Origin of the sequence: Frigoribacterium faeni, from assembly GCF_011761235.1 — a bacterium.
In the GTDB taxonomy this organism is placed as follows: Bacteria; Actinomycetota; Actinomycetes; order Actinomycetales; family Microbacteriaceae; genus Frigoribacterium; species Frigoribacterium faeni_A.
This window is the reverse complement of the sequence record NZ_JAAOYW010000002.1, coordinates 993,750-1,007,979: the sequence shown is the minus strand read 5'-3', so window position 1 is coordinate 1,007,979 and position 14,230 is coordinate 993,750. Positions and strand designations below refer to the sequence as shown.

The window sequence follows — 14,230 nt, the reverse complement described above, 5'->3', positions numbered from 1 at the left end:
GGCCGTGTCGACCCCCCTGATCCCCGAGCAGCGCCGCGAGTCGATCGTCGAGCACCTGCAGCGCGACCGGGTGCTCAGCTACCGGCAGCTCACCGAGCTGCTCGGCGTCAGCCAGATGACGATCCGCCGCGACGTCGCCGCCCTCGAGGACGCCGGCCGCGTCAGCGCGACCGCCGGCGGCGCCAAGCTCGCCTCCCGCCTGATCGAGGAGCCGAGCCGGGCCGTCAAGCAGGAGGCGGACGTCGCCGAGAAGGAGGCGATCGCCCGCGAGGCGGCCGGCCTGGTCCGTGACCACATGACCGTCTACCTCGACGCGGGCACCACGGTGCAGGCCATGCGCCGGCACCTCGACGACGTCGCCGGGCTCACCGTCGTGACGAACGACCTCGCGACGGTGCAGGCTTTCCTCGACCACCCGACTGTCGACCTGATCTGCATCGGCGGGCGGGTCGACCGCGCCAACCAGTCGACGATGGGCCGGCTCACCCGGGTCGCGCTGGCCGAGCTGTCGCTCGACCTCGCCTTCGTCTCGTCGAGCTCGTGGGACCTCGCCCACGGCGTCACCACCCCCGTCGAGGCGAAGATCGAGGCGAAGCGGGCGGCCCTCGCGGTCGCCGAGCGCACCGTGCTCGTCGCCGCGAGCTCGAAGTACGGACGCTTCGGCAAGTACCGGGCGCTGCGGCTCGACGAGCTCGACGGCGTGATCACCGACGACGCGCTCGGCGACGACGCGGCGGCCGCGCTGCGCGACGCAGGCGTCGACCTGCGGCTCGCGGCGCGCTGACGCGGGGCCGGGCGGGGCGGCCGGCCAGCCGGCGCGGGCTCGTGTTCGGGCGCACCGTTCCTCCCGCGCGGGTCCCTCCTCTGCAAATGCCGACCGTGTCCAACGGATGCGCTCTGCAACACCGCGATATCCCCGTATTGCAGCGTCCTCGGTCGGCATTTGCGACCTGCGCGGATTCCTCGCGCGCGGGGCCCTGCTCGCGCGGTGTTCTCCTGCAAATGCCGACCATCTGCGCTGGGTGCGCTCTACAACGACTCGATATCCCCGTATTGCGGCGCCCGTGGTCGGCATTTGCGTTGAAGCCGAGGGGCGGCGCGGGGGCGGGCACGAGGAGGCGCGGGTCGGGGAGGCGCGGAGCCCACGCGGGTACCATCGAGGGCGTGACCAGCCTCCCGGACTCCCGCACCGACCGACGCCGTCGCGTCGCGGCGCAGGCGTTCCCGAACCGCCTCGTGCTGACCAAGCGCACGTGCGGCACCAACGGCTGGATGAGCCTCTGGGGCAGCAACGCCCACGGTGAGATCGCAGGATGCCCGCCGCCGACGGAGTGACCGCACCCGGAGTCGTCGTCGACCCGGGTGCACACCCGTGCCCGCCGTCCCGCGACCCCCTCTGAGAGCGACCCGTGTCCCCTGCCGTCCCCGACGCCTCCGCGTCCCCCGCCGACCCGACCCGCGCCTCCTCGGCTGCTGCGGGCTCCCCTGCCGACCCGACCCGCGCCTCCTCGGCTGCCCCGCCGCCCCCGGCCCGCGCGCCCGGCCCGGTCGGCCGCGGCGCCCGCCTGGCCCGCTTCGTCAGCCGCGACACCACCGGCGGGCTGCTGCTGCTCGCCGCCACGGTGCTCGCGCTGGTGCTCGCGAACACCCCCGCCGCCGACTGGTACGGCGCCGTGCGCGACACGACCTTCGGGCCCGCGGCGCTGCACCTCGACCTCAGCGTCGGAGCCTGGGCAGCAGACGGCCTGCTCGCGATCTTCTTCTTCGTCGTCGGGCTCGAGCTCAAGCAGGAGTTCGTGGCCGGCTCGCTCCGCGACCCGCGCGCCGCGGCGCTGCCCATCGCGGCCGCGTTCGGCGGGGTCGCCCTGCCCGCCGTCATCTACACGCTCGTCAACCTCGACGCCGGCGGCGACGCCCTGCAGGGCTGGGCGATCCCCGCCGCGACGGACATCGCGTTCGCCGTGGCCGTCGTCGCGGTGGTGGGCAAGCGGCTGCCGCCGGCGCTCCGCACGTTCCTGCTGACCCTGGCCGTCGTCGACGACCTGCTCGCCATCACGATCATCGCGGTGTTCTACACCTCCGGCATCCTTTTCCTGCCGCTGCTGGCCGCGCTCGTGCCGTTCGCGGCCTTCGCCCTGCTCGTGCGCCGCGGGGTGCGCTCGTGGTGGCTGCTGATCCCGCTCGGGGTCGTGGCGTGGGCGCTCGTGCACGCGTCCGGCGTCCACGCGACGATCGCCGGCGTGGTGCTGGGCCTGCTCGTGCCCGCGATCGCGACCCGCCGGGCGGGCGTCGACCACGTCGGCGCGGACGGCCACGTCGAGCGGCACGCCCTCACGCACCACTTCGCCGAGCGCTGGAGCCCGATCTCGTCGGGCCTCGCCGTCCCCGTGTTCGCGTTCTTCTCGGCCGGGGTCACGGTCGGCGGCCTCTCCGGGCTGCGCGACGCGCTGACCGACAGCGTCGCGCTCGGGATCGTCCTCGCGCTCGTGCTCGGCAAGTCGATCGGCATCACCGTGTCGTCGCTGCTGGTGACGCGCCTCCCCGGGATCCGGCTCGACCCGAGCCTGCGCTGGCCCGACGTCGTCGGCCTCTCGTTCGTCGCGGGCATCGGGTTCACCGTGTCGCTGCTCGTGGGCGAGCTCGCCTTCGGCGCCGGCAGCGAGCAGGACGACGTCGTCAAGGTCGGCGTGCTCGTCGGCTCGCTGGTGTCGGCGCTGATCGGCGCCGCGGTGCTGACCGTGCGGGCGCGTCAGCGCGCCCGGGCCGCCTGACCTGGGCGGCTGCGGCCTGCGCGCCGGCGGCCGGCACCGCGGCTGGGCGGGCGGCCGGCGCCGCGCCTAGGCGGGCGGCCGCCTCAGCGGCTGGGCGGGCGGGTCCGTCGTCGGCGGTCCGTCACGCCGGCCCGTCCGCGACGGACTCGCCCGCCCCCGCACCGGTCGTCGCGCCGGGGACCGCGGCAGCGGTCGTCGCGCCGGCGGCCCCACCGAGCACCGGGTCGGAGGCGAGCCGGGCGTAGACCAGCTCGGACGTCCACTCGCCGCGCCAGAGCTCGTTCTCGCGCAGGTGCGCCTCGCGCCGCATGCCCAGCCGCCGGCAGAGCCGTTCGGAGGCGTCGTTCCCCTCGAGCAGGCGGGCGAAGACGCGGTGCGCGCCGTGCCGGGAGAAGAGCTCCTCGACCAGCGCGGCCGCCGCCTCCGTCGCGTACCCCCGGCCGGAGTGCACGGGGTCGAAGACCCAGCCGACCTCGACCTGGCCCGAGCCGACGTCGTCGAGCCGGGCGCTCACCTCGCCGACGAGCACGCCGTCGTCGAGCCGGGCGACGGCCAACAGGAGGCGGTCGTCCGCCTCGGCGAGCCGCCCCTCCTGTCCGCGCCGGATGCCGACGAGCACGCTCACCGCGTCCAGCGGGTCGCGCATCAGCCAGCGGGCCACGTCGGGGCGGCTCTGCCAGGCGAGCCGGGCCGGGCCGTCGGCCAGCTCGAACGCCCGGAGCAGGAGGCGGTCGGTGCGGATCGGGACAGGGCGCGCGGTCGTCGTCACGCCTCCATCCTCCCTCCCTCATTCAGGAACATGAGTCCTGATCCGCGCGACGCGGGGACTGCGAGTCCTGGACCGTGCACGGTCCAGGAGCGGCCCGCGCCGCGTTCCTGAATCGCGAGAGGCATCTTCCTCATTCAGGAGCATGCGTCCTGAACGACGAGAGGACGCACCCGGGCGAGAACGCAGGAGGCGCGGGCCGGCCCGTCGGACGACTAGCGTCGGTCAGGTGGACGACGACGACGCGACCCCTGCCTCCTCGTGGACCCGCCGACGGTCGTCGGTCACGCTCCTCGCCCTCGTCGTCGGCATCTCCCCGTTCGCGACCGACATGTACGTCCCGGCCCTGCCGGCCATCGCCCGCGACCTCGACACGTCGACGGCGGTCGCGCAGCTCAGCCTGACGGCGTTCCTCGTCAGCTTCGCGCTGGGCCAGTTCGTGATCGGCCCGCTCAGCGACGGCATCGGCCGACGCCGGGTGCTGCTGCTCGGCACGGCCCTCTTCACCGTCGCCTCCGTGGCCTGCGCCCTGTCGCCCGACGCGACCACCTTCGTCGTCGCCCGCGTGCTGCAGGGCCTCGGCGGCGCCGCGGGCAGCATCGCCGGACGCGCCATGGTCGGCGACAGCACCACGGGCACCCGCCGCAGCCGGCTCTTCGCGTCGCTCGCGGTCGTCAACTCGCTCGGGCCCGTCGTCGCCCCGCTCGTCGGCGGGGTCGTGCTCACCGTCGCCGCCTGGCGCTCGCTGTTCGTCGTGCTCGCGGTCTTCGGCCTGCTGCTGACGCTGCTGTCGGCGGTGCGGTTCCCGGAGACGCTGCCCGCCGCCTCCAGGTCCGGGGCGTCGCTGGGCGCCGCCGGTCGCCGGATGGGCGAGCTGCTGCGGATCCCGCGGTTCCGCTGGTACCTCGTCACGGGGTGCGCCGCCACGATCGGGTTCTTCTCGTACATCTCGACGTCGTCGTTCGTGTTCCAGGAGCAGTACGGCTTCAGCGAGCTCCGCTACACCCTCGTGTTCGCGTCGAACGCGTCGTGCATGATCCTGTCGACCCTGCTGTTCCGCCGGCTGGTGGGGCGGTTCGCCGAGGACTCCCTCTACACGGTCGGGCTCGTCACCTGCACGACGGGGTCGGCGCTCGTGCTCGTCGGCGCCGCGACCGGCGTCGGCCCGGCGCTCGTCTGGCCCGCGCTCGCCCTGGTGACGGCCGGCTGGGGGTTCGTCATCCCCGGGTCGATCACCCTGACCCAGGCGCTCGGGCACCGCTGGCCGGGCTCCGCCGCGGCGCTGCAGGGCGGGCTGCAGTTCGGGCTCGGCGGGTTGGCGACGCCGCTCGCGGGGGCGCTCGGCGGCACCGCCCTCGTGATGGGCGGGCTGATGACGGCGTTCGTCGGCGTCGGCCTGGCGGTGCAGCTGGCGGTGCGGTCGCGGTCGCGGTCGAGCTGAGGGTCCGGGTCAGCGGGGGCGGACCAGCTCGGCGGACGGCCGACCGCGACGAGCCGAGCCGCCGACCTCAGCGAGCCGACGAGAACGCGGCGACGGACGATTCGTCCTCGAGCGCCGTCGGCAGCCCGACCGGGGTGCGCCCCTCGCCCTCGAAGAAGTCGACGTAGCGGGCCTCGACGGGCCGCGGCTGCAGCGGCGGCAGCACGGTCACCGGGCGACGGCGCTTCGGGTAGGTCCCGATGGAGGCCGGGGCGATGCGGGGGTCCGATTCGTAGACGCTCATCGTCGGTTCCTTCCTCGAGGTGGGGACCGCTCGGTCGCTCATGAGGTTAGGCACCGGGACGCATCTCGGCCAGGGGGTTGCGCCCCGAACGGGGGGTGCTGTATTGCCGGGCGGCCCCCGATCTGCCCGGATCGGGGTACGGATCGCGCCCCTCGGGGAGTACACCGGACCGCGTGACCTCACCGCTCCTCCTCGCCGGCCTCGCCGGTCTGCTGTCCGGCCTCTCGCTCGTCGTCGGCTCCCTCGTGGCATGGTTCGTGAAGGTGCCGCGCGAGGTCGTCGCCCTCGTGATGGCGTTCGGCGCCGGCGTGCTCATCTCGGCACTGGCCTTCGACCTCGTCGACGAGGCGACGAGCAGCGGGGGCTTCGTGCCGACCATCTCGGGCTTCGTCGCCGGCGCGCTCGTCTACGTCGCGCTCGACCAGCTGCTCGAGCACGGCGGCTTCCGGCACAAGCGGCACCGCCGGCACGGGCAGGGGGCGGACGCGCACGCCCACGGCAGCGACAGCAAGAACCCCGGGACCGGGACCGAGAGCCGAGGAGGCGGCAGCTCGGGAGCCGGGGCGGCCGCCGCCGCCAGCGGCACCGGCCTGGGCATCGCCCTCGGAGCCCTGCTCGACGGCGTGCCCGAGACGGCGGTGCAGGGCGTCAGCCTGACCGGAGGCGGCTCGCTGAGCGTGGCCGTGCTCGTCGCCGTGATCATCTCGAACTTCCCGGAGGGGATGTCGAGCACCGCCGACCTGAAGCAGTCCGGCCGGGGCGCCGGCTACGTGTTCGGCCTCTGGTCGGGCATCGCGGTGGTGTGCGCGCTGTCGGCGCTCGGCGGCTACGCGCTGCTCGGCGGCGTGCCCGAGGGGGCCCAGTCGTTCGTCATGGCGTTCGCCGCCGGGGCGATCCTCGCGATGATCTGCGACACGATGATCCCGGAGGCGTTCCGCAAGGCGCAGACGCTCACCGGCCTCGTCACGGTGCTCGGCTTCGTCGCGAGCTACGCGGTGCACCAGGTCGGCTGAGCGCGGGCCGGGCCGGCTGAGCGCGAGCCGAGCCGAGCCGGGCAGGGCGCGGCGGGGCCCCGCCGAGCCCGGGGCCGGTCGGGGCCGCCGAGGCCAGCCGGGGCCGAGGGGGTCTAGGCGGCCAGCGTCAGGGAGGCGCCGGTCGCGTCGGGCGGGACCGCCGCCTCCTTCGCGACCTGCTCCGCCTGCGGCACGACCCCCGGGGTCGGTTCGGGTCCCGGGCCGGTCAGCGGCAGCTCGAGCCGGGCGGCGACGCCGAGCGCCCAGCCGCGGTGCATCGCGCGGAACGAGAAGGCGCGGCGGAGGGTGCCGTCGACGCTCCACGGGGGGAACGCCACGAAGTCGACGCCGTCGTGCTGCGCGGCGACCCGGCGCAGGGCGTCGTCGACACGACGCATCTGCGATCCGATCAGGCGGGAGGCGGCCGGCGGCAGCCCCTGGAACTTCGTCATCGGCGGCACCCCTGCCAGCAGCACCGGCACGTCGCGGCCCGCGGCTGCGCGGACCCGGGCGACCAGACGCGCGACGGAGCCCTCGACGTCGTCGCCGGAGGTCAGCTGCAGCACGTCCGGCACGCCGAGCGCGACCACCACGGCGTCGACGCCCTCGGCTGAGCGGCGCAGGTCGGGGTGGTGGGCCGCCCGGCGCACGGTCATCAGGGGGTCGGCGATCGTCTGCCAGCTGCAGCCGCGGCCGGTGCGGCTCGACCAGGCTCCGGCGAGCTGGGCGGGGAACGCCATGCCGTGCAGCAGCACGCCGTAGCCGGACGCGGCGAGGTCGCCGACGACGAGGAGGCGCGCGGCGGCCGGGCCGGGGACGGTCGCGACGACGGCGTCCCGGGGGAACGGCGCGCGGCGGATCTTGAGGCCGAGCACCCCGAGGTGCACGGCGAGGTAGGGGCGGGCGACCGCGAGCAGGGTCTCTGCGGTGCGGGCTCGGAGCGTGGGCATGGGCCGTCCTGGCTTGTGCTGGGCCGGGTTCCGTCCCGGGCGGTGGCGCGGTGGCGCATCCCGACGGTACATGCGCCCGCATGCAGGTGTCGAGGCTCGGCGGGCGAGCACTCGCGTTGCGGACAGACGGACCTGTCTGCGTGCTCGGCGCCTGCCGTGCACCCGCCCGGCACGCGCGCCTGCTTGCCCGGCCCGCGCCTCCCCCGCCGTCCGACACCGCCGAGTGAACGGAACACCGCCCACTACGGCGGTGGATGGTCCACTCGGCGGTGTCGGAGGGGGAAGGGTGCGGCAGCGCGGCGCACCGGCAGCGACGGCGGCGGCGATGCGGCTCAGAGCATCGCGAGCAGCGTCAGCGCGACCCCGATCGCGCCGATGCCGAGAGCGGGGACGACCACGCCTGCGCCGACCCGCGCCCAGGTGCCGCCGACGAGCGGCGCAGCGTTCGGCAGCGGCTGTCGGCCGAGCACCCCTTCGGATCGCGGATCGGTCCGCGCCAGGTACCGCCGGCAGACCCTGATGACCAGCACGGCCGCCCAGACGTTCAGGACCACGACGGCGAGCCAGATCAGGACGACCAGGACGTCGGCCACCGAGTAGATGGGCGACAGGGGAGCGAATTCGGCGTACACGTCTGGAGCGTAGGAGGCGCGGGTCGGCTCCCCCAGTCCCAGGAGGAGGCACACGCCCGCGCCCTCCGCCCCCGCCGCCGCCGGGCACCGCCGCACCCTCCGCCCCGCCGCCGGGCACCGCCGAGTGAACGGAACACCGAGTCAGTGGGCGGTGTCCCGTTCACTCGCCGGTGTCTCGGGGCGGTGCGGCGCCGGGGGCGGCCCGGCGCGGCGGCGGCCGCACGGCCGAACACCCCGGAGTGGGGGGGGGGGCCCCCCCCCACCCGGGGGGGGGGGGGGCGCCCCGGGGGGGGGGGGGGGGGGGGGGGGGGGCCCGGGCGGGGCCCCCCCCCCCCCCCCCCCCCCCCCCCCCCCCCCCCCCCCCCCCCCCCCGCGGGGGGTCCCCCCCCCCACTCCGGGGTTCTTGGGGAGCGGGGCGGCGGCGCCGGCGGCGTCAGCTGCCGGTGGCGGACTCGTCGGCGGGCGCGGACGGGGCGTCCGTCGGCGGGGTGGGCGCGTCGGTCGGGGGCGTGGGGCGGTCGGCGCCGTCCTCGCCGGGCGCGGGGGCGCCGGCCGGCGGGGCCGGCGGCGTGGGGCGGTCGGCGCCGTCGGCGCCGTCCGCGCCCGGCGCGGGGGCGTCGCCGGGCGCGGGGGCGTCGCCGGGCGCGGGGGCGTCGCCGGCGGCGCCGGGGGCGCAGCCGGGGCCGCCCGCGAGCGGACCGGCGGGGGCGTCGCCGTCGGCCTCGTCGCCGGGGGCGGCGGGAGCCGCGGGCGCATCCGTCGACGGCGACCCCGAGGAGTCGGAGCCGGGGGGCGTGGGGGCGGCCTCCTTGGGGGAGTCTCCCGCGCCTCCTTCGTCCGACCCCGAGCCCGAGCCCGAGTCCGCCCCGGCGCTGGGCGACGCGCTCGACGTCGCCGCGACGGGCGTGCTCGCGCCGCCGCCGGACGACGCCACGGCCGCGGTGCCGCCGACGAGGGCGAGCCCCGCCGCGGCCACTCCGAGGCCGAGCGCCAGTCGCTTCGAGACCCGACGGCGACCCGAGACGGGCGCCTCCTGCTGCGCAGCGACGCCGGGCGCGACGCCGGACGCGACGGGCAGCTCGCGGGTCGGGTCGTCCTGACGGGGCGCCCCGAAGGCGTCCCGTGCCCCGGACGCGTCGCGTCCGTCGCGCCCGTCGCGGTGCCGGTCGCCGTCGCCGGCTCCCGTGCCGCTGCCGTCGTAGGGGTTCTGCTGGTCGTTCATGTCGTCTCCTGACGAGTGGGATGAGGGGTGGAGGTGGTGCGGATCGTTCGTCCGCCGCTGTGATCAACCTCGGCAGCGCACCTGAAGCAGCGCTTAAGTCGCCGGGGCACCCAGCGGTTCCATAGGCGACCGGCGGCGGCGGCGCATCTCGGCCCCGTACCGTCCTGGCGGTGATCTCCCCTGCCCGCGTCCTCGTGATCGACGACGACCCTGCCCTGCTCTCGTCCGTCGTCGCCGCCCTCGGCGCGGAGGGCTTCGCCGTCCGCGGCCTCCCCGACGGCTCCGAGCTGCCGGAGGCGCTCCGCGCGTTCGTCCCCGACCTCGTCGTGCTCGACTGGATGCTGCCCGGGGCGAGCGGCATCCGCCTCGCGGCGACCGTCCGCACGAGCAGCGACGCGGCCGTCGTCATGCTGACGGCGCGTGACGAGCTGGACGACCGCCTCCGGGGCTTCGCCGAGGGCGTCGACGACTACGTCGTCAAGCCGTTCTCGGTCGCCGAGCTGCTGGCCCGGATCACCGCCGTGCTGCGCCGCCGCGGCCGCGTGCCCGCCGTCATCGAGGTGGCCGACCTGGTCGTCGACCCGGAGGCGGCGGTCACCACCCGCTCTGGGGTCGCGCTCGACCTCACCGCGACCGAGCAGCGCCTGCTCACGTTCCTCGCCGAGAGCCGGGGGCGGACGGTCTCGAAGACGCAGATCCTGACGCAGGTGTGGGGCTACGACGACTACGACCCCAACCTCGTCGAGGTGCACCTCAGCTCGCTCCGCAAGAAGATGGAGCGTGAGGGCCCGCGGCTGATCCACACGGTGCGCGGCCTCGGCTACCGGATGAGCGCGTGAGCGACGCGGTCGGGCCGAGCCGAGGAGGCGCGGGCCGGGCACCCGAGACCGGTCCCGACCCGGCGGCGCCGCGCCTCCGCACGGGCTCGCTGCGCGCCCGGACCGTCGTCGCCGTGCTCGTGCTGCTCGCCCTGCTGCTGGCGGGGCTGGCCGTCGCGGTCGAGGCGACGCTGGGCCAGCGGCTCCGCGCCCAGGTCGAGGACCGCCTCCGCGACCGGGCCTCCGCCGCGGCGGCGCTCGTCGGCACCGTCGACGGCGACGACCTGGCCGACCGGCTCTCGGCGCAGGGCCTCTCGGTCGTGATCCGCGACGCCGACGGCGGGGCGATCGTGGCCGGCCCCTCCCCCGACGAGCTGCGCGCGGGGCCGCCCGCCCTCGGCGACGGCCTGCCGGCCGGACCGGGCCGGGGCGCAGGAGGCGCGGGCACCGACGCCGCGACCGGCGACGCCACCGCAGATGCCCCGACCCCGGGGCAGGACGCGGCGGGCGCCTCCTCGGACGTCACCGTCACCTCGTCGAGCGTGACCGCCGACGACGAGGTGACCACGCTCGTGAGCGAGCTCAGCGACGGGTCGACGATCACCCTGACGGCCGACTCGAGCTCGGTCGGGCAGACGCTGACGCAGCTGCGCTGGGTGATGGTGGCAGCGTCGGCGGTGTTCCTCGTGGCGGCGGCGGCGGGGCTCGTGCTCGTCGTGCGGGCGACGCTGCGGCCGCTCGACCGGATGACGTCGGTGGCGCGCTCCATCGCGAGCGGCGACCGGGGGCGGCGGCTGCGGCCGGCGAACGAGTCGACCGAGATCGGCCGCGTCGCCGTCGCGTTCGACGAGATGCTCGACGGGGTCGAGGGGGCCGAACGGGCCGCGCTCGAGGCCGAGCGGATCGCGCTCGACGCCGAGCGGACGGCCCTGGCCGCCGAGCGGACCGCGCTCGAGGCCGAGCAGCGGGTGCGGGCGTTCGTGTCCGACGCGGCGCACGAGCTGCGCACGCCCGTGGCCGGGATGCGCGCCGCGGCCGACACGCTCGTCCGGTCTGCGGGCGACGTCGACCCCGGCGAGCGCGAGCGCCTCGCCGTGCACGTCGTGCGGGAGGCGGCCCGGGCCTCGCGCCTCATCGACGACATGCTGCTGATGGCCCGCGTCGACCGCGGGCTCGAGCTCGACGTGGCGCCCGTGGACGTGGAGGCGCTGGTCGCCTCGGTCGTGGAGGGCCAGCGGCTGCGCCGGCCGGGGCTCGCGCTGCGGGTGGCGGGGCGCGGGGCAGGTGCGGGTGCGGGCGGTGCCGGTGCCGGTGCTCGTGCGCCGGGCGGCGCGGGTGCGGGCGGTGCCGGTGCGGTCGTCGTGCGCGGGGACGCCGGGCGGCTCGCCCAGGTGCTCGGAAACCTGGTCGACAACGCGGCCCGGGCCACGGGCGGCACGGGCTCGGTGCTGCTGACGATCGACGGCTCCGCGCCGGACGAGGTGGCGGTGCTCGTCGCCGACGACGGTCCCGGGGTGCCGGAGGCCGACCGCGAGCGCGTCTTCGACCGGCTGGTGCGGCTCGACGAGGCCCGGCGGACCGGCGACGGAGGCGCGGGCCTGGGCCTGCCCATCGCCCGCGGCATCGCGCGGGCGCACGGCGGCGACCTCGTGTGCGAGGAGCCGCCTGCCGGGGGCGGAGCCGTGTTCCGGCTCACGCTGCCGCGCTGACCCGGCCTGCGCGGCAGCTCACCCGCCGACGGCGGGTCTTCCGGGTCGAGGGCGGGTCGCCGCCGACCCGCCCTCGGCCCGGAACACCCGCCCTCGAGCGGGGGCGCGGCGCGGCCGCGCCGGCGCCGGCGCTACGGGCGGGGTCGGTCGTAGTCGGCGCCGACGGCCTTCGGGCCGAGCAGCGACAGCACGAAGAGCGCGAGGCTGCCGAGGTACGGGACGATGGCGAGCAGCAGCAGCCACCCGCTCAGGCCCACGTCATGGAGCCGCCGCGCCCCGAGGGAGAGGTTCGGCACGATCGTGGCGAAGAAGATCAGCGCCAGCAGGATGGTGAACGGGAAGAAGCCGGGGCCGGGATCCGACGAGCCGTCGGCGTGCACGGTCGCACCGGGGATGCCGGCGATCGCCCCGACGAGGCCCAGCCCGAGGTACACGACGGTCGAGGCGAGTGCGACCCACCAGTACTCGCTCCGGCTGGCGCGGCCGGTGAAGTCCGCGTACTTGCGCACGTAGCGCTTGACCGACTCGACGAGTCCGGCGTCGTAGAGCGGGGCCCACAGCGGGACCCTCCCGTCCGCGAGACGCGGGGACACCCCCGGCGGCAGCCCGGCGGACTGCGTCGCCCAGGGCTGCTGCGGCTGGCCGTAGGCAGGCTGGCCGTACGGCGCCTGGCCGTAGGGCGCCTGCCCATAGGGCGCCTGGCCGTACGGCGCCTGCCCATACGGCGCTTGCCCATACGGCGCTTGCCCGTACGGAGCCTGGCCGGAGGGCGCCTGGCCGGAGGGAGACTGGCCGAAGGCCGGCTGCCCGTACGGGGACTGCTCGTCCGGCGCCTGCCCGTGAGGGGCGTGTCTGTCCGGCGCCTGCCCGGAGAGAGACTGCCCGTACGGGGACTGCCCCGGAGCCTGCTGCCCGTACGGCGCCTGCCCGTCCGGCGCCTGCCCGTACGGCGGAGCCCCCGCCGGCGGCTGCTGCCCCGCGTCGCCGTGCTGCTCGTGGTCTCGTGCGTCGGTCATGTCGTCCCCCTCGATCCGTCGCCCCTCGCGACCTGCCCAGAGTAGCGGCCGGCCCGGACGCCGCGCCCGCCGGGCAGCACGCGGTCGCTCGCACGCACACGCGCGCTCGAGCCGCCGACGGCGGGTCTTCCGGGCCGAGGGCGGGTCGCCGCCGACCCGCCCTCGGCCCGGAACACCCGCCCTCGAGCCGGGGCTACAGCTCGCGCCCGAAGCAGACCGAGTTGCCGCTCCCGACGTACGCCCCGAACAGCGGCACCTGCTCGTACCCCTCCCGGGCGTAGAACCGGATCGCGTCGGGCTGCAGGGTGCCCGTCTCGAGGACGACGCGGTGCGCGCCCAGGCCGCGCGCCTCCTCCTCGAGGGCTCGGAGCACCGCGGCGGCGACCCCCGAGCCGCGGGCGGAGGGGTCGACGAACATGCGCTTGACCTCGACGGAGCCGGGTCCGGCGACCTCGTCCGGCAGCGGACGGAGCCCCCCGCACGCGACCGCGGCGCCGGAGGCGGTCCTCGCGACCACGAAGACGGGCACGTCGTCGGCACTGGGCGGCGTGCCCGGCTCGTGGTCGTCGCTGCCGTAGCGGTCGTCCAGCTCGCGGCGCTGCGCCCGGCGCAGCTCGTCGGCCTCCGGGTGGTCGTACGGGACGACCTCGATCTGCCAGGTCATGCGGGTCCTCTCGCTCTCACGACATCGTCGCAGACCGGGTCCCGCCGGGCGGCCCGAGCCGCACGGGGCCTGCCGCACGGGGCCTGCCGCACGGGCCCTGCCGCACGGGCCGCACTGCGCGGGCCCTGCCGCGTCGCGTCGGCCGTAGCTCGGCGACCGCGGTCAGCGGCGCACGACGTCCGTGCTCGACCGCCACGCCTCGAGCCCGCGACCGGTCCGCGCGCGCACCCGGTCGCCCCGTCCGTGCAGCGCCAGGGCGACGCCCAGCGCCAGCAGCAGCACGGGGACGAGCAGGTCCACGCGCGCCGTGACGACCGCGAGCTCCAGCGTGACCGACGGCACGAACGAGAGCACGGCGAAGAACGCCCGGACGGCGACCACCGCGACCAGGGCCCGCCGTGCCCAGGGCTCGAGGAGCCGTCGGCGCAGCACCACGACGACCGCCGCGAGGGCGACCGCGAGCGACGCGAGACGCAGCACGGCGAGCGCCGTGAGCAGCACCTGGGCACCGCCGTCGGGCCCGAGCTCCCGCACGGTCGACGACAGCGCCTGTCCGACGACGTCGGGCACGAAGAGCAGCACGATCCCCGCCGACGCGAGCGCGGAGACCCGCCCGAGCCCGGTCTCGCCCCGGACGCCCACGACGAGCAGCACCGCTCCCGCGAGCGCGAGCAGGGGCCCGGCGGTGTGCAGCAGCGAGGAGGCGGCGGCCAGGCCGACGAGGGCGAGCACCGCCGACAGCCCCACGAGCACGCCGGCGACCAGCGTCGTGCGGGTCGACCCCGACATCGGGGTCAGGGCCGGGGCCGGGGCCGGCGTCAGCGGAGCCTCCGGGGCCAGCGGAGCCTGCGGAGTCGGCGGGCCCTGGGGGCCGGACGTCCCCGCCCGGCCGGCGCCCGCCTCCTCGGCCTCGGTCCTCGCGCGCCGCCCGTCGGTCGGGCGGCC

15 protein-coding genes are annotated in these 14,230 nt (G+C 76.8%); 7 read left to right on the top strand and 8 right to left on the bottom strand.

Annotated features, from left to right (window positions below):
• Positions 1–4: 4 nt before the first annotated feature.
• The 3 genes from FHR78_RS11275 to nhaA all read left to right on the top strand — a co-directional run bounded on the left by FHR78_RS11275 (position 5) and on the right by nhaA (position 2,771).
• On the top strand, positions 5–784 hold the full coding sequence (locus FHR78_RS11275; protein WP_347878158.1) for a DeoR/GlpR family DNA-binding transcription regulator: 780 nt from the start codon (positions 5–7) through the stop codon (positions 782–784).
• Positions 785–1,164: 380 nt separating this feature from the next.
• On the top strand, positions 1,165–1,335 hold the full coding sequence (locus tag FHR78_RS11270) for a hypothetical protein (RefSeq protein ID WP_166759760.1): 171 nt from the start codon (positions 1,165–1,167) through the stop codon (positions 1,333–1,335).
• A gap of 230 nt (positions 1,336–1,565) precedes the next feature.
• Entirely contained in the window at positions 1,566–2,771 is a 1,206-nt protein-coding gene (nhaA, locus tag FHR78_RS11265) for a Na+/H+ antiporter NhaA (RefSeq protein WP_166760793.1), read from the top strand.
• Positions 2,772–2,892: 121 nt separating this feature from the next.
• Here nhaA and FHR78_RS11260 read toward each other — a convergent pair whose 3' ends face one another.
• Positions 2,893–3,540: a GNAT family N-acetyltransferase gene (locus FHR78_RS11260; protein WP_166760554.1), complete on the bottom strand. Its 648-nt coding sequence runs from the start codon at positions 3,538–3,540 to the stop codon at positions 2,893–2,895.
• Positions 3,541–3,766: 226 nt separating this feature from the next.
• Between FHR78_RS11260 and FHR78_RS11255 the strand changes: the two genes are divergently transcribed.
• Entirely contained in the window at positions 3,767–4,978 is a 1,212-nt protein-coding gene (locus FHR78_RS11255; protein ID WP_347878157.1) for a multidrug effflux MFS transporter, read from the top strand.
• 67 nt (positions 4,979–5,045) lie between these two features.
• Here FHR78_RS11255 and FHR78_RS11250 read toward each other — a convergent pair whose 3' ends face one another.
• Complete coding sequence (locus tag FHR78_RS11250; protein WP_166760552.1) at positions 5,046–5,261, bottom strand: hypothetical protein; 216 nt, start codon at positions 5,259–5,261, stop codon at positions 5,046–5,048.
• Positions 5,262–5,434: 173 nt separating this feature from the next.
• Here FHR78_RS11250 and FHR78_RS11245 point away from each other — a divergent pair, with 173 nt between their 5' ends.
• The gene (locus tag FHR78_RS11245; RefSeq protein WP_166760551.1) at positions 5,435–6,274 is read left to right on the top strand and encodes a ZIP family zinc transporter; all 840 of its coding nucleotides are present in this window, start codon (positions 5,435–5,437) and stop codon (positions 6,272–6,274) included.
• A 113-nt stretch (positions 6,275–6,387) separates the two neighbouring features.
• On the opposite strand, the gene FHR78_RS11240 is transcribed toward FHR78_RS11245, so the two are convergent.
• From FHR78_RS11240 to FHR78_RS11230, 3 genes are all read right to left on the bottom strand, one after another.
• Positions 6,388–7,224, bottom strand: coding sequence for a GDSL-type esterase/lipase family protein (locus FHR78_RS11240; RefSeq protein WP_166760550.1), 837 nt, complete (start codon positions 7,222–7,224; stop codon positions 6,388–6,390).
• A gap of 332 nt (positions 7,225–7,556) precedes the next feature.
• The gene (locus FHR78_RS11235; protein WP_166760549.1) at positions 7,557–7,856 is read right to left on the bottom strand and encodes a hypothetical protein; all 300 of its coding nucleotides are present in this window, start codon (positions 7,854–7,856) and stop codon (positions 7,557–7,559) included.
• A 433-nt stretch (positions 7,857–8,289) separates the two neighbouring features.
• Positions 8,290–9,078 carry a hypothetical protein gene (locus tag FHR78_RS11230; RefSeq protein WP_166760548.1) on the bottom strand — a complete coding sequence of 263 codons (789 nt, stop codon included), beginning with the start codon at positions 9,076–9,078 and terminating at the stop codon, positions 8,290–8,292.
• A gap of 170 nt (positions 9,079–9,248) precedes the next feature.
• Here FHR78_RS11230 and FHR78_RS11225 point away from each other — a divergent pair, with 170 nt between their 5' ends.
• Together FHR78_RS11225 and FHR78_RS11220 are read left to right on the top strand one after the other, a co-directional pair.
• Positions 9,249–9,917: a response regulator gene (locus FHR78_RS11225; RefSeq protein ID WP_166760547.1), complete on the top strand. Its 669-nt coding sequence runs from the start codon at positions 9,249–9,251 to the stop codon at positions 9,915–9,917.
• Positions 9,914–11,605, top strand: a complete 1,692-nt coding sequence (locus FHR78_RS11220) for an ATP-binding protein (RefSeq protein ID WP_166760546.1) — start codon at positions 9,914–9,916, stop codon at positions 11,603–11,605. The genes FHR78_RS11225 and FHR78_RS11220 overlap by 4 nt, the downstream gene beginning before the upstream one ends.
• Positions 11,606–11,736: 131 nt before the next feature.
• Here the strand turns inward: FHR78_RS11220 and FHR78_RS15440 are convergent, their stop codons facing one another.
• The 3 genes from FHR78_RS15440 to FHR78_RS11205 all read right to left on the bottom strand — a co-directional run bounded on the left by FHR78_RS15440 (position 11,737) and on the right by FHR78_RS11205 (position 14,074).
• Entirely contained in the window at positions 11,737–12,621 is an 885-nt protein-coding gene (locus tag FHR78_RS15440) for a DUF805 domain-containing protein (protein WP_208393063.1), read from the bottom strand.
• Positions 12,622–12,814: 193 nt separating this feature from the next.
• Positions 12,815–13,285, bottom strand: coding sequence for a GNAT family N-acetyltransferase (locus tag FHR78_RS11210; RefSeq protein WP_166760545.1), 471 nt, complete (start codon positions 13,283–13,285; stop codon positions 12,815–12,817).
• A gap of 162 nt (positions 13,286–13,447) precedes the next feature.
• The gene (locus tag FHR78_RS11205; RefSeq protein ID WP_166760544.1) at positions 13,448–14,074 is read right to left on the bottom strand and encodes a hypothetical protein; all 627 of its coding nucleotides are present in this window, start codon (positions 14,072–14,074) and stop codon (positions 13,448–13,450) included.
• Positions 14,075–14,230: the final 156 nt, after the last annotated feature.

Bases quoted from the DNA above. Each gene is read 5' to 3' on its own strand.
- FHR78_RS11240 (WP_166760550.1), bottom strand. From the start codon at position 7,224: ATGCCCACGCTCCGAGCCCGCACCGCAGAGACCCTGCTCGCGGTCGCC.
- FHR78_RS15440 (WP_208393063.1), bottom strand. From the start codon at position 12,621: ATGACCGACGCACGAGACCACGAGCAGCACGGCGACGCGGGGCAGCAG.
- FHR78_RS11230 (WP_166760548.1), bottom strand. From the start codon at position 9,078: ATGAACGACCAGCAGAACCCCTACGACGGCAGCGGCACGGGAGCCGGC.
- FHR78_RS11250 (WP_166760552.1), bottom strand. From the start codon at position 5,261: ATGAGCGTCTACGAATCGGACCCCCGCATCGCCCCGGCCTCCATCGGG.
- FHR78_RS11210 (WP_166760545.1), bottom strand. From the start codon at position 13,285: ATGACCTGGCAGATCGAGGTCGTCCCGTACGACCACCCGGAGGCCGAC.
- FHR78_RS11205 (WP_166760544.1), bottom strand. From the start codon at position 14,074: ATGTCGGGGTCGACCCGCACGACGCTGGTCGCCGGCGTGCTCGTGGGG.